The sequence below is a fragment of the Actinomycetospora termitidis genome (assembly GCF_030286555.1).
Lineage (GTDB): Bacteria > Actinomycetota > Actinomycetes > Mycobacteriales > Pseudonocardiaceae > Actinomycetospora > Actinomycetospora termitidis.
In genome coordinates, this window is sequence record NZ_JASVWF010000002.1 from 793626 (window position 1) to 817045 (window position 23420).

At 72.5% G+C, this 23420-nt stretch carries 22 protein-coding genes; 17 read left to right on the top strand and 5 right to left on the bottom strand.

Features of this window, described 5'->3' with window-relative positions; translation table 11 throughout:
* The first annotated feature begins 287 nt into the window (after positions 1 to 287).
* The 9 genes from QRT03_RS11720 (at position 288) to pqqE (ending at position 6597) form a co-directional block, all read left to right on the top strand.
* Positions 288 to 752 (top strand): MSMEG_3727 family PQQ-associated protein, encoded by a 465-nt coding sequence (locus QRT03_RS11720; protein ID WP_286052944.1) that lies wholly within the window; start codon positions 288 to 290, stop codon positions 750 to 752.
* Positions 753 to 771: 19 nt separating this feature from the next.
* Positions 772 to 2460 carry a PQQ-dependent dehydrogenase, methanol/ethanol family gene (locus QRT03_RS11725; protein ID WP_286052945.1) on the top strand — a complete coding sequence of 563 codons (1689 nt, stop codon included), beginning with the start codon at positions 772 to 774 and terminating at the stop codon, positions 2458 to 2460.
* 48 nt (positions 2461 to 2508) lie between these two features.
* Entirely contained in the window at positions 2509 to 2589 is an 81-nt protein-coding gene (gene pqqA / locus QRT03_RS11730; RefSeq protein ID WP_230753680.1) for a pyrroloquinoline quinone precursor peptide PqqA, read from the top strand.
* Between the two features lie 94 nt (positions 2590 to 2683).
* Positions 2684 to 2869 carry a rubredoxin gene (gene rd / locus QRT03_RS11735; protein ID WP_425604819.1) on the top strand — a complete coding sequence of 62 codons (186 nt, stop codon included), beginning with the start codon at positions 2684 to 2686 and terminating at the stop codon, positions 2867 to 2869.
* Positions 2866 to 3630, top strand: coding sequence for a ribonucleotide-diphosphate reductase subunit beta (locus QRT03_RS11740; protein ID WP_286052947.1), 765 nt, complete (start codon positions 2866 to 2868; stop codon positions 3628 to 3630). Before rd ends, QRT03_RS11740 begins: the two co-directional genes overlap by 4 nt.
* Before the next feature lie 7 nt (positions 3631 to 3637).
* A complete protein-coding gene (pqqB, locus tag QRT03_RS11745; RefSeq protein WP_286052948.1) occupies positions 3638 to 4513 on the top strand; it encodes a pyrroloquinoline quinone biosynthesis protein PqqB in 876 nt (291 codons plus the stop codon).
* Positions 4510 to 5196, top strand: coding sequence for a pyrroloquinoline-quinone synthase PqqC (gene pqqC, locus QRT03_RS11750; RefSeq protein WP_286052949.1), 687 nt, complete (start codon positions 4510 to 4512; stop codon positions 5194 to 5196). The genes pqqB and pqqC overlap by 4 nt, the downstream gene beginning before the upstream one ends.
* On the top strand, positions 5193 to 5471 hold the full coding sequence (gene pqqD, locus QRT03_RS11755) for a pyrroloquinoline quinone biosynthesis peptide chaperone PqqD (protein WP_286052950.1): 279 nt from the start codon (positions 5193 to 5195) through the stop codon (positions 5469 to 5471). The genes pqqC and pqqD overlap by 4 nt, the downstream gene beginning before the upstream one ends.
* Complete coding sequence (gene pqqE / locus QRT03_RS11760) at positions 5464 to 6597, top strand: pyrroloquinoline quinone biosynthesis protein PqqE (protein WP_286052951.1); 1134 nt, start codon at positions 5464 to 5466, stop codon at positions 6595 to 6597. Before pqqD ends, pqqE begins: the two co-directional genes overlap by 8 nt.
* Here the strand turns inward: pqqE and QRT03_RS11765 are convergent.
* From QRT03_RS11765 to QRT03_RS11780, 4 genes are all read right to left on the bottom strand, one after another.
* On the bottom strand, positions 6594 to 7682 hold the full coding sequence (locus tag QRT03_RS11765; RefSeq protein WP_286052952.1) for a sodium:calcium antiporter: 1089 nt from the start codon (positions 7680 to 7682) through the stop codon (positions 6594 to 6596). The two genes, pqqE and QRT03_RS11765, sit on opposite strands and share 4 nt — an antisense overlap.
* A 190-nt stretch (positions 7683 to 7872) precedes the next feature.
* A complete protein-coding gene (gene ppc, locus QRT03_RS11770; protein WP_286052954.1) occupies positions 7873 to 10647 on the bottom strand; it encodes a phosphoenolpyruvate carboxylase in 2775 nt (924 codons plus the stop codon).
* Positions 10648 to 11265: 618 nt separating this feature from the next.
* Positions 11266 to 12471 (bottom strand): RNA polymerase sigma factor, encoded by a 1206-nt coding sequence (locus QRT03_RS11775; protein ID WP_286052955.1) that lies wholly within the window; start codon positions 12469 to 12471, stop codon positions 11266 to 11268.
* Between the two features lies 1 nt (position 12472).
* On the bottom strand, positions 12473 to 12829 hold the full coding sequence (locus tag QRT03_RS11780) for a YciI family protein (RefSeq protein ID WP_286052956.1): 357 nt from the start codon (positions 12827 to 12829) through the stop codon (positions 12473 to 12475).
* Positions 12830 to 12935: 106 nt separating this feature from the next.
* On the opposite strand from QRT03_RS11780, the gene QRT03_RS11785 reads away from it, so the two are divergent.
* The 8 genes from QRT03_RS11785 (at position 12936) to QRT03_RS11820 (ending at position 20640) form a co-directional block, all read left to right on the top strand.
* The gene (locus QRT03_RS11785) at positions 12936 to 13973 is read left to right on the top strand and encodes a glutathione S-transferase family protein (RefSeq protein ID WP_425604820.1); all 1038 of its coding nucleotides are present in this window, start codon (positions 12936 to 12938) and stop codon (positions 13971 to 13973) included.
* 16 nt (positions 13974 to 13989) lie between these two features.
* Positions 13990 to 15816 carry a thiamine pyrophosphate-requiring protein gene (locus QRT03_RS11790; protein WP_286052958.1) on the top strand — a complete coding sequence of 609 codons (1827 nt, stop codon included), beginning with the start codon at positions 13990 to 13992 and terminating at the stop codon, positions 15814 to 15816.
* Between the two features lie 23 nt (positions 15817 to 15839).
* Positions 15840 to 16238 (top strand): FKBP-type peptidyl-prolyl cis-trans isomerase, encoded by a 399-nt coding sequence (locus QRT03_RS11795; protein WP_286052960.1) that lies wholly within the window; start codon positions 15840 to 15842, stop codon positions 16236 to 16238.
* A 57-nt stretch (positions 16239 to 16295) separates the two neighbouring features.
* On the top strand, positions 16296 to 16766 hold the full coding sequence (locus QRT03_RS11800) for an SRPBCC family protein (protein ID WP_286052962.1): 471 nt from the start codon (positions 16296 to 16298) through the stop codon (positions 16764 to 16766).
* Between the two features lie 56 nt (positions 16767 to 16822).
* Positions 16823 to 18625, top strand: a complete 1803-nt coding sequence (locus tag QRT03_RS11805; RefSeq protein ID WP_286052964.1) for a helix-turn-helix domain-containing protein — start codon at positions 16823 to 16825, stop codon at positions 18623 to 18625.
* A gap of 89 nt (positions 18626 to 18714) precedes the next feature.
* Positions 18715 to 19248, top strand: a complete 534-nt coding sequence (locus QRT03_RS11810) for a DUF6790 family protein (protein ID WP_286052966.1) — start codon at positions 18715 to 18717, stop codon at positions 19246 to 19248.
* Positions 19249 to 19278: 30 nt separating this feature from the next.
* Positions 19279 to 19770: a hypothetical protein gene (locus QRT03_RS11815; protein ID WP_286052968.1), complete on the top strand. Its 492-nt coding sequence runs from the start codon at positions 19279 to 19281 to the stop codon at positions 19768 to 19770.
* A 9-nt stretch (positions 19771 to 19779) separates the two neighbouring features.
* Entirely contained in the window at positions 19780 to 20640 is an 861-nt protein-coding gene (locus QRT03_RS11820; RefSeq protein WP_286052969.1) for an exodeoxyribonuclease III, read from the top strand.
* Positions 20641 to 20697: 57 nt separating this feature from the next.
* Here QRT03_RS11820 and QRT03_RS11825 read toward each other — a convergent pair whose 3' ends face one another.
* The gene (locus QRT03_RS11825; protein ID WP_286052970.1) at positions 20698 to 23229 is read right to left on the bottom strand and encodes a DEAD/DEAH box helicase; all 2532 of its coding nucleotides are present in this window, start codon (positions 23227 to 23229) and stop codon (positions 20698 to 20700) included.
* Positions 23230 to 23420 lie beyond the last annotated feature (191 nt).

The window sequence follows — 23420 nt, forward strand, 5'->3', positions numbered from 1 at the left end:
CTTGCCCGCGACCGACGACGTATCTATGGTCGGAAGTGGCTCAGCACACACCGTTCGGCGACCGATGTTGCACGGTCGTCGCGATGAACGACGTGTCCTGCCGCCTACTGGTCGTTTCCATACGGCCCAACGGTCGATCAGACCGCAGGCGGCACTGTGCGCGCACTTCCCGGGACCCTGCGCAGGCACGGTCCCCACGAGGCGCCTCGTGGGGCTCGACGCCGCCTCTTCCCCCGCGCCCCTCGGCGCGGGGTGACCAGGAAGTCGGAACGAGGAGGGGACGGCCGATGACGGCCACGGCAGACGATCGAGCGGATGTGCTCCACAAAGCCGGACTCGACGGTCAGAACCGCACGGCGCTGGGGCGGATGCTCGGTACCGGCGACGTCGGCTACGCCGAGGAGGGCGACGACGGCGTCATGCGCGCCACGGTCACCATCCCCGAGGACCAGCTGATCTTCAGCCCGAGCATCATCGTGTTCCCGCACGGCGGGGACATCGAGCTCACGATCATCAACGACGACAAGAACACCCACTGCGCGCTCCTGCCGCACAACGGTGACCCCAAGATCATCTGGCTGGTCAACCACTCCAAGGGCACGGCGCGGCTGAACCTCGACGGTCCCGGGGCCTACTGGTACGGCTCCACGACCGGCAACGACGAGGGCCGCGGCCTGACGGCCGCCCTCGTCATGGGTGGCGAGGTCCCCGACTCGGCCAAGCTCGACCGCCCGCCGCAGCCCCGTCCCTGACGCCCGAGAGGAGCACTCCATGACCGACTACGTCGACGCCGGCGAAGCCGTCGCGCACCGCACCCTGTCCAACGTCAAGGGCGAGGCGCCCGCGACGCGGAACGTGGACTACGACCGCATCAAGGGTGCCAAGAGCGAGCCGGAGAACTGGCTCACCTACTACGGCAGCTACGACGGCCAGCGCTACTCGCCGCTGGACCAGATCAACAAGAGCAACGTCCGCAAGCTGTCGCCCGCGTGGGTGTTCCAGGCGGGCTCGACCGGCATGCACTCCGGTGCCTCGACCTACTCGTTCGAGGCGTCGCCGCTCGTGGTGGACGGCGTCATGTACGTCTCCGGCCCGGACGGCAAGGTGTGGGCGATCGACCCCACCACCGGTGACGAGCTGTGGCGCTACAAGCACGCCTCGCCGTTCGACACCTCGCTGTGCTGCGGCAACGTCAACCGCGGCGTCGCCGTGGGCCACGGCAAGGTGTACATGTACACCCTGAACGCCCACCTCATCGCGCTCGACGCGACCACCGGCGAGAAGGTCTGGGACACCACCAACGGTGACGTCCGCGCCGGGGAGAGCGGCTCGGCCGCCCCGCTGATCGTCAAGGACATGGTCGTGGTCGGCAGCGCCGGCGGCGAGTTCGGTGTCCGCGGCCACCTGGACGCCTTCGACGCGCAGACCGGCGAGCGCCGCTGGCGCTGCTACACGGTGCCGAAGCCGGGCGAGCCCGGCTCGGAGACCTGGCCGGAGGACGGCGAGGCCTGGCAGCGCGGCGGCGCGAACTGCTGGATCACGCCGACCTACGACCCGGAGCTCGAGCTGCTCTTCCAGGGCACGGGCAACCCGGCGCCGGACTTCGACGGCGGCGTCCGCGAGGGCGACAACCTCTACACCGACTCCGTCGTCGCGATCGACGTGAACTCGGGCGAGATCCGCTGGCACTACCAGTTCACGCCCCACGACCTGTGGGACTACGACTCGACGATGGAGAACCTGCTCTTCGACGCACCGGACGGGCGCAAGCTGCTCGCCCACGCGGACAAGAACGGCTACTTCTTCGTCATCGACCGCACCAACGGCGAGCTCGTGCGGGTCTTCCCCTTCGTCGACCGCATCACCTGGGGCGAGATCACGCCCGACGGCAAGGTGACGCCGAAGATCTACCCCGACGAGGAGGGCGTCCCCGTCCACTTCTGGCCCGGCCCGGCCGGCGGCAAGGAGTGGACGCACATGTCGTACAACCCCCAGACCGGGCTGATCTACATCCCGGTCCAGGAGGTCGGTGCGACCGCCACCCGCCGTCGCCGCGAGTTCAAGGAGTCGATCCCCTACTGGGGAGCCGGCGTGGCCGTCGACCTCGACGACCACTACGGCTTCGTCAGCGCGGTCGACCCGACGACCGGCGAGGAGAAGTGGCGCTGGAACCACGAGTACCCCATGTGCGCGTCGAACATCACGACGGCGGGTGGGCTCGTCTTCCAGGGCACGCCGAGCGGCGAGTTCGTGGCCCTCGACGCGGAGACCGGCGAGAAGCTGTGGCAGTTCCAGTGCGGCAGCGGACACCACTCCAGCCCGACCGTCTACTCGGTGGACGGGCGTCAGTACGTCGCGGTGCCCACCGGCTGGGGCGGCTGGGTCGAGGGCTTCCTGCCCGGCCTGCTCGGCGCCGCCGCGGGTGACGCGCTGTTCTGTTTCGCACTGCCCGAGGACTGAGTCCGCGGGACAATGGCAGAGCCGAATTCGAGGAAGGGAGGTCTGGACATGGAGTGGGAGACCCCGGAGTTCACCGAAATCGGTGTCGCCCCTGAGGTGACGATGTACGTCGCCCAGATGGACGACTGATCGAGTAAGTGCCACCAGGGGCGTCGGATTCGATTCCGGCGCCCCTGGTCGGCGTGTACGACGAGAAACGGGGAACCCGATGAGTGCGCCACCCGTGGCGAACAAGTGGATCTGCGAGATGTGCGGACTCATCTATGATCCGGAGGAGGGTGACCCCGACAGCGGCATCCCACCCGGGACGCCCTTCGAGGACATCCCCGACGACTGGATGTGCCCCATCTGCGGCGCCGAGAAGGCGGACTTCCGCGAGGTGCAACCGGGAGAGGACCTCGATCTATGATCACCGGGTACGGCCACTTCGTCCAACTGGCGGAATCGCTGCAGTGGGACGAGAAGGACATCGACCTCACGGCCGACGCCGAGGCGTGGGGGGAGCTCGAGTCCTCCGAACGCGACCGCGTGCTCGGGCTGATCGCCGGGTTCTGCGTCGGCGAGATGTCCGTCGCCACCCACCTCGGGTCGTTCGAGGACAAGGCCACGACGGACGACTCGATGGCCGGGTGCTTCCGGGCCCAGGCCCGTGACGAGGCGCGGCACGCGCGCTTCTTCGACCGCGTCGCCGGCGAGGTCGTCGGCGTCCCCGGCGAGAGCCTCGCCGACCGGCTGGAGACGCTGCGCGACCACGTGAGCCCCGAGATCCTGGAGCTGTTCGAGGAGCGCCTGCCGACGCTGGCCGAGGACCTCGCCGCCGGGGAGAAGGACCTGACCGCGGCCGTCAGCTTGTACCACATGATCCTGGAGGGTGTGGTGCTCACGGCCGGGCAGCACGCCCTGCTCGCCGCCCTCGACCGGTGCTCGGTGAGCATGCCGGGCGTCCACAAGGGCATGGAGCTGGTGCTGCGCGACGAGCGCTGGCACATCGGGTTCGGCTCGCGCGTGATCCAGAGCGCGGACGTCGTCTCCGACGAGATGGAGGAGCTGCTCCAACAGGGCATGAAGGCGGCGCACGCCTGGGGCGACCTCATCGACCGGCAGGACATCGAGAAGGTCGAGCAGCTCCACAAGCGCCGCCTCAAGTCCGTCGGCATCAAGTTCTGGTGAGGGGCGCGTGAAGGTCCGCGTCCTGGGGTCCTCCGCCGGCGGCGGGCTCCCGCAGTGGAACTGCTCGTGCGCCGGGTGCGCGGGCGCACGTGAGGGCACCGTCGAGCCGCGCACGCAGTCCTCGATCGCCGTGGGCGACGGGGACGCGTGGTTCCTGGTGAACGCCTCGCCCGACGTCCGCCAGCAGCTCGCGGCCGGCCCCGACCTGCACCCGGGCGCCTCCCGACGTAGCCCGGTCGAGGCGATCCTGCTGTCCGACGCCGAGATCGACCACACCCTCGGCCTGCTGATCCTGCGGGAGGGGTCCGGGGTCACGGTGCACGCCACCGCGGCGACCGAGGCCACCCTGCGGGAGGGGACGGGCTTCCTGACGACGCTCGAGGCGTACTGCCCGGTCGAGGTCGTCGGGGTCGAGGTCGGCGTCGCGCGGGCGCTCACCGAGCACCTGTCGTACACCGCGTTCGACCTGCCGACCGGCAAGACGCCGCGCTTCGCCACGAGCGGCCCGGCGGAGGGGCGTGTCGTCGGGTACCGCTTCCACGACCACCGCACGGGCGGCAGCGTGGTCTACGCGCCCGGCGTCGCCGACCTCGCGCCGCTGGAGGCGGCGTCCCGCGGGGCGTCGGTGCTGCTCGTGGACGGGACGTGCTTCCACGACGACGAGCTCGTCCGGCTGGGGCTCGGGCGCAAGACCGCCGCCGACATGGGCCACGTGGCCCTGGAGCGGTCGCTGGACCGGCTCGCCGAGCTCGACGTGCCGCGCATCGTCCTGGTCCACATGAACAACTCGAACCCGATCCTGCTCCCCGACTCCGACGAGGCACCCGTCGTCGGGAAGGCCGGGGTGGAGATCGGCCACGACGGATGGGAGCTCGAGGCGTGACTGCCGTTGCCGAGACGACGTTGACCGAGCGGCTGCGCTCGCAGGCCTCGCGCTATCACGCGGCGCACCCCTTCCACGTGCGCATGAACGACGGGGAGCTCTCACCGGCCCAGATTCGCGGGTGGGTGGCGAACCGCTTCCACTACCAGGAGTCCATCCCGATCAAGGACGCCGCGATCCTGTCGAACTGCCCGGACGTCGAGGTGCGGCGGCGGTGGATCCGGCGGATCACCGACCACGACGGGGTCGGCGACGACCCGGGTGGCATCGAGGCGTGGCTGCGGCTGGGCGAGGCGTGCGGGGTGCCGCGCGAGGAGATGACCGATCACCGCCACCTGCAGCCCGGTGTGCGGTTCGCGGTCGACGCCTACGTGACGTTCGCGCGGACGAAGCCGTGGCCGATCGCGGTGGCGTCGTCGCTGACCGAGCTGTTCGCGCCGGACCTCATGGCGACCCGGCTCGCGGCGTTCGAGAAGTACTACACCTGGATCGACCCGGCGGGCCTGCAGTACTTCCGCAATCGGCTGTTCCAGGCGCCGCGCGACTCCGAGCACGCCCTCGAGGTGGTCCTGGAGCACTGCCGGACGCCGGAGGCGGAGCAGGCGGCCTACGACGCGCTGGCGTTCAAGAACGACGTCCTGTGGTCGATGATGGACGCCATCGACGCGGCGTACCCGGCATGACCGCTCCGTTCTCGACGACGGGCGTGCCGCGCCTGGCGCGTGGGGTGAAGCTGCGCTTCGACCGCTCCCGGGAGCGGCACGTGCTGCTGCTGCCGGAGACCGTGGTGGAGCTCAACGGCACCGGCACCGCGATCCTGCAGCTCTGCGACGGGCAGCGGACCGTGGCCGACATCGTCGCCGCGCTGCGCGAGCAGTACGCGGACGTGCCCGAGGGGCAGGTCGTCGCGTACCTGGCGAAGCTCGCCGAGCGCCGACACCTGGAGATTCATGAGTGAGATCGACGGAGACGCAGCGGAGCGGAGCTCGACCACGGTGGAGGGCCCCCTCGGCCTGCTGGCCGAGCTGACGTACCGGTGCCCGCTGGCGTGCGCGTACTGCTCGAACCCGATCGAGCTGGCCGCGTACCGCGACGAGCTGGACACCGCCGAGTGGCAGCGGGTGATCACCGAGGCCGCCGAGCTGGGCGCGTTGCAGTGCCACCTCTCCGGCGGGGAGCCACTGCTGCGCCGCGACCTCGCCGACCTGGTGCGCACCGCCGCCGAGCAGGGGCTCTACACGAACCTCGTCACGAGCGCGCTGGGCTTCACCGCGAAGCGGGCGGCCGAGCTGCACGACGCCGGGCTGGACCACGTGCAGGTGTCGCTGCAGGCCGACGAGCCGGCGCTCTCGGACCGGATCGCCGGCCTGCCGTCGTTCGCGCGCAAGATCGACGCCGCGCGGCGGGTGCGGGAGCTGGGCTGGCCGCTGACGCTGAACGTCGTGCTGCACCGGCAGAACATCGACCGCATCCCCGAGATCCTCGCGGCGGCGGAGGAGCTCGAGGCCGACCGGATCGAGCTGGCCAACACCCAGTACTACGGCTGGGCGGCGCTGAACCGGGCGGCGCTGCTGCCCTCGCGGGAGCAGCTGGCGGAGGCCGAGGTCGTGGTCCGTGAGGCCAAGGAGCGGCTCCGCGGACGCATGGAGATCATCTACGTGATCCCGGACTACTACGCCACCTACCCGAAGCCGTGCATGGGCGGCTGGGGCGCGCGCCAGCTCGTCGTCGTGCCGACCGGGGACGCCCTGCCGTGCCTGGCCGCGCACGGGCTGCCGCTGCCGTCGGCGAACGTGCGCGAGCACGACCTGGCGTGGATCTGGCGGGACTCGCCGATGTTCTCGGCGTACCGGGGCACCGACTGGATGCAGGACCCGTGTCGGTCGTGCGACCGCCGCGAGGTCGACCTCGGCGGGTGCCGCTGCCAGGCGTTCGCGCTGACCGGCGACGCCACCCGCACCGACCCGGTCTGCCACCTCAGCCCCGACCACGGGATCGTCGAGGCAGCCGTGGCGGAGGCCAACGAGGAGCGCACCCCCGTCGACCTTCCGCTCGTGCCCCGCCGCGAACGGCAGCGGAACTAGTCGTCCAGCGGGACCCCGCCGAAGAAGACCAGGCTGGCCACGAAGTACACGACGTAGAAGGCCAGCAGCACGATCCCGTGCCAGCGGCGCAGCCGGCCGGTGGCGAGGAAGCCGGCCGCGATCGCCGTCATGACGATGAGCACGGGCAGGTGCCAGGCCAGCACGTCCTCGTCGACCGCGATCGCCCCGCCGGTGAGCAGGATGATGCCGAGCTTGCCGGTCACGGAGAACACGACGCTGCCGACGACGTTCGCGACCGCGATCTCCGGAGCCCCGCGACGCTGCGGCTCGGCGGTCAGGAAGATGTCCTCCAGTGAGAGCGCGAGCGTGGCGATCGTGACGCCGAAGACGGTGCCCTCGATGCCGAGCGTCTCGATGACCCCCTCGGTCGCCTGCCCGGCCGCGACCGCCCCGATGACCAGACCGATCAGCGCCAGCACCGCGAGCCCGAGCCCCACGCCGGGGGAGTGGGTGCGGGCCTTGAGGAAGCCCTCGTCGAGTCGCAGGTCGGGCGGGAGGGTGAAGGACCGTCCGCCGTCGGGCTGCCGGGGGTCGTCCAGGGCGACCGACCCGCCGCCGTTGCCGCCCACTCCCGCGCCGACCTTCTCGAACTGCTCGTAGACCTCGGCGTTGCGGAAGACCGGGCGGCGCGCGGCGTACTCGCGGTAGCCGATGTAGGCGACGAACGCGACGAACAGCAGGACCAGCACGACCCCGGCGGCCACCGTGAGGAACCCGGTGAGCGCGAACGCGAGCATGAGGATCGGGGCGAGCACGAACAGCGCGAGGTAGTCCTTCGGCACGTCCACGACGGTCGGGGCGATGATCGCCGAGATCGCCAGCACGACGCCCGTCATCGCGACCGTCGTCCCGATCACCGTCCCGAGCGCGACGTTGCTCAGGTCCTCGAGGTTGAGCGCGATCCCGAAGGCGAGGTCGTCGAACTCGATCCCGGTGAACAGCACGGCGATGAGGAACAGCGAGATCGCCCACCGGCTCGCGACCCCGACGAGGTACCCGATCAACTTCTCGGCGCTGAACACCAGGACCGCGATCCCGATGACGAACAGCAAGATCGATTCCATGCAGACGCGCTCCTCGCCGAGCAGTTGATCGCCACGATGTGAACGACATGATGTGATCGCCCACGATGGTGATCGGGACCACTCGCGATTTCAACGGGTCGACAGGACAGGTCCGATGTGGGAGATCAGGACCGCCCAGCTCGCCGACCTCGCCGCGAGCGAGGCGACGGCGCGCCGGGCGGACGCCTGATCAGCCCGTGTTGCGCATCCCCGCCGAGATGCCGTTGACCGTCAGCAGCAGCGCGCGCTGCAGGTCCGGGTCGGGCTCGTCGACCGTCCGCCGCTCCGCGAGCGCGTGGACCTGCAGGTGGTGCAGCGGCTCGAGGTAGCTCTCGCGGACCTCGAGGGTCTGGCGCAGCAGCGGGTTGTTCGCGAGCAGGTGGTCGCCGGGGGACAGGGCGAGGACCTCCTTGAGGGTCCGCGCGTGCTCGGCCTTGATGATCTCGAAGACGTCCTGCAGCTCCGGGTCGACCAGTTCGGACACGTAGAACCCGGCGATGCGCATGTCGGTCTTCGCGAGCGTCATCTCGACGTTGGAGAGCAGGTTCGCGAAGAACGCCCAGTCGCGCATCTCGTCGATGACGTCGCCGTACCCCGCCTCGTGCGCGGCGCGCAGGCCCGAGCCCAGCCCGAACCACCCGGGGACGATCATGCGGGTCTGCGTCCAGCCGAACACCCACGGGATCGCGCGGAGGTCGTCGAGCGACGCGTCGCCGCCGGCCCCCGGTCGCTTGCCGGGCCGGGAACCGACGTTCAGCATCGACAGCTCGTCGACCGGCGTGGCCTGGGTGAAGAAGTTCGGCAGGCCCTCGTGCCCGACGAGCTCCTCGTACGCGGCCTGGGCGGCGTCGGAGATGACGTCCATGGCCTCGTCCCAGCGCTTCAGCTGGTCGGCGGGCACCCGGCTGGTCTGGTGCAGCAGCGTCGCCTCGAGCACGGCCGACAGCATGATCTCGAGGTTGTCCTCGGCCAGCGAGGGCAGCGAGTACTTGTCCGAGATGACCTCGCCCTGCTCGGTCTCCTTCATCACCGCGTCCACGACGCCGTGCGGCTGGGCCGCGATCGCCTCGGCGGACGGGCCACCACCGCGCCCGACCGACCCGCCGCGGCCGTGGAACAGGCGCAGCCGCACTCCGTGCTTGGCGGCGACGTCGCGCAGTTGGCGCTGGGCCTGGTGGATGGACCACTGGCTCGTCGTGATCCCGGCGCCCTTGTTGGAGTCCGAGTAGCCCAGCATCATCTCCTGCACGTCGCCGCGGGCCGCGACGATCGCGCGGTACGACGGGTCGGAGAGCATCCCGTCGAGCAGGTCGCCGGAGATCTTGAGCTCGGTCGCCGTCTCGAACAGCGGGACGATGTCCAGCGACGAGCGCGCCCCGTCGACGGTGAGCTCGATCAGGCCGGCCTCGCGCGCGAGCACGGCCACCGCGAGGACGTCGTCGACGTTCTGGGCCATCGACATGATGTAGGTGTGCAGGGCCTCCTCGCCGTAGGTGTCCTGCACCGACCGGATCGTGTCGAAGACCTCCAGGGTCTCCCGGAACGAGTCGTCGCCGATCTCCTGCCAGTTGCGCCGCGGGGTCAGCGCCCGCCGGCCGGCCAGCTCCGTCGAGAGCACCTCGATCCGGCCGTCGTGGTCCAGCTCGGCGTACGGGGTCTCCAGCTCGCCGAGGCGGTCGAACAGGGCCGCGAGCGCGGTGTGGTGGAACTTGGTGTGCTCGCGCACGTCGACCGAGGCCAGGTGCAGACCGACCGCGTTCGCGCTGCGCATGACGTCGCGGAGCATCCCGTCCGCGATCCGCTCGCCGTCGTGGGTGCGCAGCGAGCGGTCCATGATCTCGAGGTCGTGCAGGTACTCCGCGCTGCCGAGGTAGTCCCGCCCCGGGACGTGCGCGGACCCGTCGTCGTACCGCCGGCGGGTGTTCTCCAGCCGGGCGTGGATGTAGGAGCACTTCAGCCGGTAGGGCTCCTCGGCGTTGAGCCGGACGAAGCGGTCGTGGATCTCCGGGAGGTGCCGGCGGTCGCGGGCCAGGCTGCGCCGCAGGTCGTCGGACACCCCGGCCAGCCGCGTCGACACGGACAGCTCCTGGACCAGCTCCTCGACCAGGCCGATCTGGATGCGCACGCCGCGGTCGGCGTAGATCCGCATGACGTCGGTGGTCAGCTGCGCGGTGACGTTCGGGTTGCCGTCCCGGTCGCCGCCCACCCAGCAGCCCAGCACCAGGGGCCGGGCACCGTCGGGCAGGCGCAGGTCGACCCGGGCGAGCTCCTCGTCGAGGACCGTGAGCACCTCGGGGACCGCGTGGCGCCCGAGCTGTTCGAGGTAGTAGGACACCGAGCGGGCCTCGTCGAGCACCGTCGGACGCTCGGGACGGATCTCGTCGGTCTGCCAGATGAGGTCGACGAGGCGCTCGAGCCGGGTCTCCGCGGCCTCGGGCGAGAGCCCGTCGCCGAGGATCGCCGCGATCGAGCGGAGCTTGCCCAGCACCGACTGCCGCTGCGCCTCGGTGGGGTGCGCGGTGAAGGTCGGCTTGAGCTCGAGGCGGGACAGTGCGGTCTTCAGCTCGTCGGGGTCGGCCTCGTCGACGAGCCGCTGCGCGAGCAGGTGGATCGGCCCCTCGCCCCGTTCGTGCACCTCCCGGCGCTCGGCCGCGCGGTGGGTCTGCTCGGCGACGTTGGCGAGGTGGAAGTACGTCGCGAACGCCCGGGCGAGCACGGCGGCGGTGCCCGGGTCGAGGTCCGCGAGCAGGTCACGGATCTCGGTGTCGCCGCGCTCGGGGACCTCGCGCACCATCGCGCGGACCTTCTCGACGAGGTCGAGCATCTCGTCGCCGTTCTGCCGCGCGAGCGTCCGCCCGAGCAGGGTGGAGAGCCGGCGGATGTCGGTGCGCAGCGCGGAGTGCTCGGACTCGCTGGAGACGCTGCCCTCGGTCGGCACGGAGTCGGAACGTCGGCCGGTGCTCATCGCGCACATCTCCTCGGTGACGGGGGCTCGGGACGCCCACGGCACCGGGGACGTGGCCGATTGTCTGCCCCGACGGGGTGTGCCGCTACACCTGGCCGCAGCAACCTTCCCGACGGCGGGCTCGATCGGCGGGTGCCGGCCGGCTCGGCGTTGCGTCGCGCACACGGTGCGGGTGGGTCGTTCTGCGGTGGCTCGGCGTTGCGTCGCGCACACGGTGCGGGTGGGACGACCTCCGGTGGCTCGGCGTTGCGTCGCGCACACGGTGCGGGCGGGACGTCCTCGGTCGGATCGCCGTGGCGTTCCGCACCACGGTCGGCGGCGCCCGTACCCGCTCCGCATGATCATCGGGCCCTGAGCGTTGCCCCGACGCGCCCGGAGGAGCGCTGGGTGCCCGCTCGGCGTGCCGGCCTCGGGCCGTGTGCGGGACGCAACGTGGGTGTGGCCAGGTGCGACCCGCCCCAGCCGTGTGCGGGACGCAACGTGCGTGTGGCCAGGTGCGACCTGCTCCGGCCGTGTGCGGGACGCAACGTGCGTGTGGCGGGGTGCGACCTGCTCCGGCCGTGTGCGGGACGCAACGCGCGTGTGGCCGGGCGCGACCTCTCCATGCGAGGCCCGCGCTCACCCACGTCCGAGGAAGTCACGTTCCACGGCGTTCCCGGTGAGCAGCGCCGCCTCGGCCCGGGCCGCGTCCGCCTCCGCGGACCGGCCGAGCTCCTGCAGGAAGCGCGCCCGGGCCGCCGCCAGGTAGTGGTACGTCGCCAGGGCGGGCTCGGCCCGCAGCGGCTCCAGCGCCTCGAGTCCGGCCGCCGGCCCCGCGGCGAACCCGACCGCCACGGCGCGGTTGAGCGCGACGACGGGCGAGGGCCAGCGGGCGAGCAGCTCGTCGTAGAGCCCGACGATCTCGGCCCAGTCGGTCCCGGCGGCGCTCGGGGCCTCGGCGTGCACCGCCGCGATCGCCGCGAGCACGGCGTACCGCGGCACCGGACGGCCGCGCAGCGCCTCGCGGGTCAGCGCGGTGCCCTCGGCGATCATCCCGGCGTCCCAGCGCGTCCGGTCCTGGTCGGCGAGCAGCACGAGCTCCCCGTCGGGCCCGGTCCGGGCCGCCGACCGGGCGTCGGTGAGCAGGACCAGCGCCAGCAGACCGGTGACGGCGGGGTCGGTCGGGAAGCGGGCCCGGAGCAGGCGGGCGAGGTCGTGCGCCCGGTCGAGGAGGTCGCGGCGCAGCAGCGCGTCCCCCTCCGAGGCGGTGTGACCCGTCGTCAGGACCAGGTGGACGACGGACAGGACCGCCGCGAGCCGCTCCGGCAGCTCGGCCGGGCCGGGCACCCGGTAGGGCACGCGGGCGGCCGCGATCTTCTTCTTCGCCCGCGTGATGCGGGCCGCCATCGTCGCCTCCGGTACGAGGAACGCCCGCGCGATCTCCCCGGTGGTCAGCCCGCCCAGGAGCCGCAGGGTCAGAGCGACGCGGGCGGGTCCGGCGAGGGCGGGGTGGCAGCAGGTGAAGACCAGCGCGAGCAGGTCGGTCTCGGTCGGCGCCGGGTCGTCAGGAGCGACCTCGTCGGTGACGAGCCACGGCAACGCCCGGGCCGCGACCTCGTCCCGCCGCAGCCGGTCCAGCGCCCGACGCCGGGCCGCCGTCGTCAGCCAGGCGCCGGGCCGGGCCGGGACGCCGTCCGCGCGCCAGGACTCCACCGCCCGTGCGAAGGCGTCCGCGACGCACTCCTCGGCGACGTCGAGGTCGCGCGTGACGCGCACCGTCGCGGCGAGGACCGGGCCCCACTCGTGACGGTGCGCGTCCGCGAGGGCCGCGTCGGCCGGCTCCATCTCAGGGGTAGACGACCGGTCGGACCTCGACCCCGCCGAACACCACGGGGACCTCCCGGGCGACGGCGAGCGCAGCGTCCAGGTCGGGGGCGTCGATCAGGTAGTAGCCGCCGAGGGCCTCCTTGGTCTCGACGAAGGGCCCGTCGGTCACCTCCGCGTCGTCCCCGGCGGCGTAGTCGGGCGACCGTCCGCCCCCGCGGAGGGTCGTGGCGGTCGCGCTCGGCGCGAGCTGGCCGCCGCCCCGCAGCACGTCGCCGTGCGCGGCCTGGAACTTCTGGTGGGCGGCGAGCAGGTCGGCGGGTGCGTCCGCGGCGTACGCGGCCTCGTCGACGTAGAACAGGATCAGGTAGCCGGCCATGGGTGCTCCTTCGGGGGAGGAGGCCCCGGCGTGTCCGGGGCCCACATCATGTCGACGCGGACCGATCGCGGGAATCGACAGCTCCCCCGATGGGAATCTCCGGTCGGTGAGCACCACCGCCGGCAACACGAAGGCCTACGCCGACTCGAGCGGCTCGTTCAAGCGTCGAGGGCCCCGCTTCACCGACCGCATCGTCGCGAACCCGACCGGCGAGGGGGAGTGGCCGGCCGAGCCCGGGCGCTACCGGCTCGTCGTGTCCCTGGCCTGCCCGTGGGCGCACCGCTCGGTGATCGTCCGGCGGCTGATGGGCCTGGAGGACGCGATCTCGATGGCGATCACCGACCCGCTGCAGGACGACCGCTCGTGGCGGTTCTCCCTCGACGAGGGCGGCGTGGACCCGGTGCTGGGCTACACCCACCTGGAGCAGGCCTACCTCGCCCGCGACCCGGAGAACGGCACCGAGAACGGCGTCTCGGTGCCCGCGATCGTCGACGTGGCCTCGGGCGAGCTGGTCACCAACGACTACCCGTGGATCACCATCGACCTCGGCAGGGAGTGGACCGCCCACGAGCGCGAGGGCGCCCCCACGCTCTACCCCGACGACCTCCGCGACGAGATCGACGAGGTCAACGAGGGCGTCTTCCACGACGTCAACAACGGCGTCTACAAGACCGGGTTCGCGACGAGGCAGTCGCGCTACGAGGAGGCCTACACCGCGCTGTTCGCCCGCCTCGACGCGCTCGACGAGCGGCTGGAGACCCGGCGCTACCTCGTCGGGGACCACATCACCGAGGCCGACATCCGCCTGTTCACCACGCTCGCCCGCTTCGACGCGGTCTACCAGGGCCACTTCAAGTGCAACCGGCAGAAGCTCGCCGAGTTCGGCGCGCTGTGGGCCTACGCCCGCGACCTGTACCAGACCCCCGGCTTCGGCGACACCGTCGACCTCGACCACATCAAGCGGCACTACTACCAGGTGCAGACGACGATCAACCCGACGCAGATCGTCCCGCTCGGGCCCCTGACGGCCTGGGACTCGCCGCACCACCGCGAGGAGCTCGGCGGTTCCCCGTTCGGCCCGGGCGGCACTCCGCCGGCGCCGCTCGAGCACCCACTGCGTCCGCTGGGCCCGATCGACATGTAGTGGGTAGCCGACGGGCGTGAGTGCACCGAAGAACAGTCGCCCGAAGAACGTGGCCGAGCACGTCCTCGACCGTCTCGCCGCCTGGGGTGTCCACCGGTTCTACGGCTACCCGGGCGACGGCATCGGCGGGATCTTCACCGCCCTGCCGAAGCGCGACGACGCCGAGTTCGTGCAGGTCCGGCACGAGGAGACCGCCGCGTTCGCCGCGTGCGCCGACGTGAAGTACGGCGGGTCGCCGATCGGGTGCTGCGCCGTCACCGGCGGTCCGGGCGCCATCCACGCGCTCAACGGGCTCTACGACGCCAAGCTCGACCACCAGCCCGTCGTCGCCCTGCTCGGGCACACCGCGCAGACCGCGCAGGGCGGCGGCTACTACCAGGAGGTCGACCTCGGCACGCTGTTCTCCGACGTCGGGGGCTACGTCGCCGAGGTGAAGGACCCCTCGCAGGTGCGGCACGTCGTCGACCGCGCGTGCCGCACCGCGCTGGCCGACCGCACCGTCGCCGTCGTGATCCTGCCCAGCGACGTGCTGGAGGAGGACGCCGTCCCGGAGCCCCCGGACGCGCACGGCTACTACCAGACCTCCGCGGTCCCGTCGTCCGACCCGGGCGCTCCGGCCCCGGCCGCGCTCGAGGCCGCGGCGGCGGTGCTGAACGCGGGGGAGAAGGTCGCGATCCTGGCCGGCGCGGGCGCGCTCGGGGCGTCGACCGAGCTCACCGAGGTCGCGAACCGGCTCGGCGCGGGCCTGTCCACGGCGCTGCTCGGCAAGGGCGTGATCGACGACCGCTCGCCCTGGAACTGCGGCGCCATCGGCCTGCTCGGGACGACGGCGTCGTGGCACCTCATGCGCGAGTGCGACACCCTGCTGATCGTCGGCTCGACGATGCCCTACACCGAGTACTACCCGGCCCCCGGGCAGGCGCGAGCGGTGCAGATCGACGTCGACGGGTCGCGCTGCGGCATCCGTTACGACACCGACGTCAACCTCACCGGGGACGCCGCGACCACGCTGGACGCGCTCCTCCCGTTCCTGGAGGACAAGACGGACCCGACGTGGCGCGCCCACGTCGAGCGGTGGACCGCCTCGTGGGACGAGTACTCCGAGCAGCGCGCCCACGCCCGCACCGAGAAGCTGAACCCGGAGCTCGTCGTCCGGGAGCTCTCCGACCGGCTGCCCGACGACGCCCTGGTCGCGGTCGACTGCGGGACCGCCACCTCCTGGTACGCCCGCGACCTCACCCTGAAGCCCACCCAGCGCGGCTCGCTGTCGGGGACGTTGCTGTCGATGGGCGGCGCGATGCCGTACGCGATCGCGGCGAAGACCGCGCACCCGGACCGCCCCGTCGTCGCGCTGGTCGGAGACGGCGCGATGCAGATGAACGGCGTCAACGAGCTCATCACGGTCCAGCGCAACTGGCGCACGTGGGCCGACCCGCGCCTGGTGATCCTCGTGCTCTCCAACGACGACCTCTCCTACGTCTCGTGGGAGACCCGCGGCATGCTCGGCGAGGCGCCCGACCCGCAGTCGCAGGCGGTGCCGGACGTGCCCTACGCCGAGTGGGCCACGCTGCTCGGGCTCGACGGGGCGACGCTGACCGAGCGGGACGCGATCGGGTCGGTGTGGGACCGCGCGCTCGCGGCGGACCGCCCGTTCGTCGTCGACGCGAAGGTGGACGAGGACATCCCGCTGGTGCCCCCGCACGTGACCCTGCAGCAGGCGTTCAACACCGCCCGCTCGCAGGTGGCCGGGGACCCCGATGCGCTCTCGATCATCGCCAACGGCGTCAAGGAGACGGTCGGGGCCAAGGCCCGGTCGCTGCTGGGGCTCCCGAGGAAGGACTGACGACGGGCCCCTACGGTGGGGACATGGCAGTCACCGTGGAGAACGCCGACGACCTGACCCGGGCCCCGGGCGCGTCGGTCACCCCCGACACCCTCCCGAACGACCTCGACATCACCGACCTCGTGCTCGGCGGCGGCGCCGAGGCGAGCCACCGCGACACCGTGCAGGTGCAGTACGAGGGCCGGCTGGTGTCGAACTCCAGCGAGTTCGACTCCTCGTGGAGCCGTGGCGGCACCCCGGTCGAGTTCCCGCTCGGCCAGGTCATCGACGGGTTCAAGCTGGGCATCTCCGGCATGCGCGAGGGCGGCCGCCGCATCCTCGTCGTCCCGCCGCACCAGGGCTACGGCCCGCAGGGCGCCGGCGGGGTCATCCCGGGCAACGCCCACCTCGTGTTCGTCGTCGACCTCGTGAAGGTCAACTGATCCTCTAGGGTGCGCGGTGGTACCGAGCGGTACCACCGCGCATCAAGGAGGTCGGCCGTGCCGGAGAAGGCCCCTGACGTCGTCGTCAGCGAGACCGTGGACGCCCCGCCGGAGAAGGTCTGGGAGCTCGTCGGCGACCCGGCCCGCATGGGCGAGATCTCCCCGGAGTGCTACTCGACCCGCTGGCTCGGCGGCGCGACCGGCCCGAAGCCGGGCGCCCGGTTCATCGGCTGGAACCGCAAGGGCCTCCTGCGCTGGCCCACCACCAGCACGGTCGCCGAGTACGACCCCGCCCGGCACATCAGCTGGGACGTCGACGTGGTCGGCCAGGCGGTCGCCCGCTGGAGCTTCACCCTCGAGCCCGAGGGCGACGGGACGAAGGTGACCCAGCGCTGGGTCGACAAGCGCACCGCGATCGCGGCGCTGGTCGGGAAGGGCCGCACCACGGACAGCCCGTCGCACAACCGCGAGGGCATGGCACGCACGCTGGCCACGGTGAAGGCGCGCAGCGAGGGCCGCGCGGGCTGATCGTCCGACCGGGTGATGCCCCTGCCGTGACGCGTCCGGTTCGCCAGGATCGGGGCATGCCCCTTCCCGACGGCGGGTCCTCCCGCGACCGGGTGCGCGGGCTCGACGGGCCGGCGGCGGACCTGGTCGCGGCCCTGGCCGTCTGGGGCGGGGCCGCGCCGGTCGAGCACCTCGCCGCCGTGTCCGGGCTCCCGGCCGGGGCGATGCTGCGAGCGGTGCGGGAGGCGACCGGCGCCGGCGTGCTGGTCTGGCGCGACGACGAGCGGCTCGAGTTCGTCCACGCCGCCGACCGCGAGGCCGCGGCCGAGGACGTGCCCGCACCGCTGCGCCGGCTCCTGCTCGCCGCCCACGCAGCGGCGCTGGAGAGCGCGGACGCGCTGTCCCGGGCGGGCACGCTGGCGGCGGCCGGCCGCGTGGACGAGGCGGTCCGGGTGGCCCGCGGGGAGCTCGCCGCGACGCCGGACCCGGCGGTCCGCGCCCGCGTCCGCTCGTTCCTGATCTTCACCCTGATCAGCGCGGCGCGCTTGGACGACGCCCGCGCGGAGATCGACGCCGTCATCGCCCTGCCGCTGCCGCGCGAGCAGCAGGAGCGGCTGACCCACCTGCGGACCTGGGTCGACCTGCTGGCCGGGGACGGTCCGCTGCCCGACCCGGAACCGGTCGCGGGGAACCCGACGGCCCTGCTCAACGCAGCGATGGCCGCATTCCTGCGCGGGCGGACCGTCCGCGCGACCGAGCTCGCCGTCGCGTCGGTCGAGGCACGGGCGGGGGAGTCGTGGGCGGACGCGGCGACGGCGACGGTGTGGCCGGCCTGGTGTCGGCTGCTGGCCGAGGGGCCCAGGGCGGCGGACCGGGACGCCCGGGAGGTCCGGGAGCGGGCCGCCCGCGCCGGCCACCTCTGGCTCGGGCCTTACCACGACTTCGTCGCCGCGCGCATCCACGTGATCGCCGGCCGGTGGACCGACGGCGTGGCCGCGATGGACGCCGGGCTCGCCGCCGCGGCCGGGACGGGCACCGGCTGGACCTCGCTCGCGCTCGCCGGCCGGGCGCGCGTCGAGCTCGACCGGGGTGATCTCCCGGCCGCCGCCGCGGTGCTCGACCGTGCCGCGGACGTGCCCGAGCAGTTCGGCCTCCCCGCGGTGACGATGACGACGGCCCTGCTCGACGAGGCCCGCGGCCTGCCGGAGGCCGCCCTGGAGCGCGCGGTCGGCGCATGGCGGGAGGCCCGACGCGGCGGGCGGACGGCGGCGACGGCGCTCTACGGCCTCGACCTCGCCCGGCTCGCGACCCGGGCGGGCCGACCGGACGTGCTCCGGGAGATGGCCGACGCCCTCCGCGCCGAGCCGTCCGACGGCGTGCTGTTCGGCCCGGTCGCCGGGCTCGTGGGTGGACTCGCCGGGGACGACCTCGCCGCCGTGCTCGCCGGGGCGGACGCCCTCGCGGCGGCCGGCGACGTGCCGGGGGAGATGGCCGCGCGCGAGGAGGCCGCCGCCCTCGCCACGCGCCTCGGGGACGCGGACGCCGCGCGGGCCGCCGCCGCGCGCGTGCGGGAGATCGCCGGTCCGCTCGGTGCAGAGGGCGTGACGCGGCGGCTCGCCGCCCGGCTGCGCGCCGGCGGGGTCCGGCTCGGCGCCGCGGGCCCCCGTGGGCGCCCGGCGCAGGGCTGGCACGCGCTGACCCCGACCGAGCGCCGCGTCGCCGAGCTCGTGGCCGACGGGGTCGCCGGGCCGCAGATGGCCGTCCGCCTCGCGATCTCGCCCCGCACGGTGCAGACCCACGTGTCCAACGCCCTGCGCAAGCTCGGGCTGCACACCCGGGTGGAGCTCGCGGCCGCCGCCACCCGGCACCGCGACACCTGATCGGGGGATACGTCTACGTCATCGCACGGATGTTCCACCCACCGACCACGGTCACGCTGTGTGTCAAGCACACCGGCGAAAGGGTGGTCATGTCGTTCTTCCTGTTCATGTGGATCGTTCTGCTCGGCGGTCTCGCACTCCACGTGATCCTCGACCGGTCACCCGACCGGCGCAGTGGTCGCCGCATCCTGGAACTGACGTCGATCTGGTTCGTGGTCGTCGGCCTCGGGGTGAACGGGGCGATGGCCGGCCTGGTGCACCTCGGCCCGGGCGCGCCGGCGGCCGCGGAGTCGATCGGCTGGGCCCCCTCGCCGTTCCAGTGGGAGAACGGCGGATCGGACCTCGCCGTCGGGCTCGCCGGGCTCGCCGTCGCGTGGCGGCGCTTCCGCGGCGGGTGGATGAGCGCGGTCATCGCGATCGCCTTCGTGCAGCTCTACCTGGACGGGATCCAGCACGTCACGCAGTGGCTGATGCACGGCAACACCGCCCCGGACAACGTCGGCGCGATCCCGACCTGCTTCCTCGTCCCCCTGATCGCCGCGATCACCACCTGGGCCGCGCGCCGCGCCGCCGCCCGCCGCGTCCCGCACGGCGCCCACGAGACCCCGCTGGTCTCGGCCTGACCCGCGCCATCATCCCCGGAAGGACCTGACGTGCCCGCATCCTCCCTGATCATCATCCTCGCGATGGTCGGCTACGCCGTCTACCGCCAGTCCCAGCGCCACGAGGTCGTCGGCTCCTCGCGGTTCAAGCTGGCGATCATCTACGGCATCGTCGGGATCGCCATCGGCGGCTACCACGTCCCCGTGAACGGCCTGGCCTGGCTGTTCCTCGGCATCTCGATCGCCCTGTCGGTCGTGGTCGGCCTCGCCCGCGGGCGGTACACCCGGATCTGGAACGAGGGCGGCCGCGTCTACGCCCAGGGCACCGCGCTGACGATCGGGCTGTTCCTCGGCATGGTCGTCGTGAAGTTCGGGCTGGGCACGATCGCCTACTTCGCCGGGATCAACGACTCCGGCGGCATCGGCGAGGTGCTGCTCATGATCGCCGTCATGATCGCGTTCCAGGCCGAGCTCGTCTGGCGGCGCGCCGAGCCCCTCGGCGCCCGGGAGTCCTCGACGGACGCTGTCGGGGCCGCCCGTTAGCGTGGGGTCGTGCGAGTGGCGACCTGGAACGTGAACTCCGCGAAGGCCCGTGAGCCCCGGCTGCTGGGCTGGCTCGACGAGCGCGCGCCCGACGTCGTGTGCCTCCAGGAGACCAAGCTCTCCGACGAGGCCTTCGAGGAGACCTTCGGCCCCGCGCTCGCCGAGCGCGGGTACGAGGTGGCCCACCACGGCGAGGGGCGCTGGAACGGCGTCGCGCTCCTCTCCCGGGTCGGGCTGGAGGAGGTCGTCGAGGGTCTGCCCGGTGCGCCGGGCTACCCGCACCAGGAGGCCCGGGCCGTCACGGCGACGTGCGGCGGCCTGCGTGTCACCAGCGTCTACGTGCCCAACGGGCGCACGGTGGACGACCCGCACTACGCCTACAAGCTCGAGTGGCTCGGCGTCCTGCGGGACATGGTCGAGGCCGGCGACCCGTCGTCGACGATCGTCGCCGGGGACTTCAACATCGCGCCGGCCGACCTCGATGTCTACTCGGTCGAGGCCTACGCCGAGTCCACGCACGTCACGCCGCCGGAGCGCGAGGCGCTCGCCGCGATCGAGAAGACCGGGCTGCACGACGTGATCCGCGAACGCTGGGTGGACGTCCCCGCCTTCACGTACTGGGACTACCGCGGCGGGGCCTTCCACCAGGACCGCGGGATGCGGATCGACCTCGTCCTCGCGGGCACGCCGGTGGCCGAGCGTCGCCAGGCCGCGTGGGTCGACCGGCAGGCCCGCAAGGGCACCGGTCCGTCCGACCACGCCCCGGTCATCGTCGATCTCGACGAGGCCCCCGACGGCGACATCGGTCCGGTCGTGCCCCCGCCCTCGCTCGGGGCCAAGAAGGGCGCCCCGCGCCGCAAGAAGGCCTGACCCCGTACGAACGAGCGGCACTCTCGCGCACGTAGAAGCTGCGAGGGTGCCGTTCGTTCAGCCGGCGGCCGTCTCGAGCGGCCCCACCGAGGTCACGCGGACGACGGCGGAACCGAGTTCGTCCGAGGCGTCCAGGTCGACGGTGGCGGTGATGCCCCAGTCGTGGTCGCCCTCGGGGTCCTCGAACACCTGCCGGACGGTCCACGTCCGCCCGTGGTCGCTGACCCGGAACAGGGCCGGACCGCGTGCGGAGGGCCCGGCACCGAGGGTCGGGTACTCGGCGAAGTAGCGCTCCATGGCGTCGGCCCACTCGTCGCCGGTGGGCCCGTCGTCGCCGGAGAGCTCGGCGAGGTCGGCCGGCCAGCGGCGCTCGAAGAGCTCGACGCGCCGGAACATCTCGTTGCGCACCAGCACCCGGAACGCGCGCTCGTTGCGGGTGACCGGCGGCGGGCCCTGGTCGATGGGTGCGGCGTCGGTGCCCGCGGCGTCCAGTTCCGTCGGGTTCGACAGCGTCTCCCACTCGTCGAGCAGCGACGAGTCGGTCTGGCGGACGAGTTCGCCGAGCCAGGCGATGAGGTCGTCCAGGTCGTCGGTGCCCGCGGTCTCGGGGATCGTCTGGCGCAGCGCGCGGTAGGCGTCGGTGAGGTAGCGCAGCACGAGGCCCTCGGAGCGGGCGATCTTGTAGTGCGACACGAACTCGACGAAGTTCATCGCCCGCTCGTAGAGGTCGCGGACGACGGCCTTCGGCGACAGCTCGGCGTCGCCGACCCAGGGGTGGCCCTTGCGGTAGGTCTCGAACGCCGGCTCCAGCAGCTCCGCGAGCGGCTTCGGCCAGGTGATCTCCTCGAGGCGCTCCATCCGCTCCTCGTACTCGAGCCCCTCGGCCTTCATCGCGCCGACGGCCTCGCCGCGGGCCGCGTTCTCCTGCGCGCGCAGCACCTGCTTCGGGTCGTCGAGCGTCGACTCGACGACCGAGACGAGGTCCAGCGAGTACGTCGGGGACTCGTCGTCGAGCAGCTCGAACGCGGCCAGGGCGAACGGCGAGAGCGGCTGGTTGAGCGCGAAGTCGACCTGCAGGTCGTCCACGAGCCGGACCGTGCGCCCGGCGTCGTCGGGGGCCTTCAGCACCTCGATCACGTCGGCCTCGATCAGGCCGCGGAAGAGCTGGATCGCCCGCAGGATCAGCTTGCGCTGGGTGGCGCGGTCCGCGTGGTTGTCCTCGAGCAGGTGGCGCATCGCCGGGAAGTACGGCCCGGGGCGCTGCGCGACCTGCAGCAGCATCGCGGTCGTCACGCGCATCTGGCTCGTGAGCTGTTCGGGCTGCGCCTCGACGAGCTTCTCCATCGTGCGCTCGGACCACGAGACGAACCCGTCCGGCGGCTTCACCCGCACGACCCGTCGCTGCTTCTTGACGTCGTCGCCGGCCTTGGCCAGGCGCTTCGCGTTCTCCACCTCGTGCTCCGGCGCCTGCACGACGACGAAGCCCGCGGTGTCGTAGCCCGCGCGCCCGGCCCGGCCGGCCACCTGGTGGAACTCCCGGGCGCGGAGGTGACGCACCCGCTGGCCGTCGAACTTCGTCAGGGCCGTGAACAGCACCGTCCGGATCGGGATGTTGATCCCGACTCCGAGTGTGTCCGTCCCGCAGATCAGCTTCAGCAGGCCGGCCTGGGCCAGGGTCTCCACGAGGCGCCGGTACTTGGGCAGCATCCCGGCGTGGTGCACGCCGATGCCGTGGCGGACCAGGCGGGAGAGCGTGCGCCCGAACCCGGCGGTGAAGCGGAACGAGCCGATCAGCTCGGCGATCTGCTCCTTCTCGGCCTTCGTCGAGACGTTCAAGCTCATCAGCGCCTGCGCCTGCTCGATCGCCGCGGCCTGCGTGGTGTGCACGATGTAGACCGGCGCCTGCCGACCGGTGATCAGCTCGGAGATCGTCTCGTGCAGCGGCGTGGTCGACCAGCGGAACGAGAGCGGCACGGGGCGCTCGGTGTTCGCGACGACGGCGGTCTCGCGCCCGGTGCGACGGGTCAGGTCCTCCTCGAAGAAGGACACGTCGCCGAGGGTCGCCGACATCAGCAGGAACTGGCACTGCGGCAGTTCGACGATCGGCACCTGCCACGCCCACCCGCGGTCGGGGTCGGCGTAGAAGTGGAACTCGTCCATCACGACCTGGCCGATATCGGCGGCCGCACCCTCGCGCAGCGCCCAGTTCGCCAGGACCTCCGCGGTGCAGCAGATGACCGGCGCCTCGGGGTTCACGGCGGCGTCGCCGGTGAGCATGCCGACGTTGGCGTAGCCGAGCTGGGCGCCGAGGGAGAAGAACTTCTCGCTGACCAGGGCCTTGATCGGCGCGGTGTAGACGGTTCGCTCGCCGCGGGACATCGCCGCCACGTGCGCGCCGAGGGCGATGAGCGACTTCCCGGAGCCCGTGGGCGTCGAGACGATCACGTTCGCGCCCGTCACCAGCTCGATGAGCGCCTCGGCCTGCGCCGGGTAGAGCTCCAGCCCGCGCTCGGACGCCCAGGCGGAGAACCCCTCGAACAGGTCGTCGGGGTCGGCGCCGGGCGTGGGGAGGAGGGACGGTGCGCTCATCACCGTCCATCCTCCCAGGTCCGATCGGCCTCGGTCGGGCGCACGCGGCGCGCCCGGGATGACGACAAACTCGTCCGGCATGACTCGCACCGCCCGCCTCGCCGCCGCCGCCCTCGCGGTGCCGGCCATCATGATCGGTGTCGCCGCGCCGGCGTCAGCCGCGGAGGCCTGACACCTCCGTCGTCACGAAC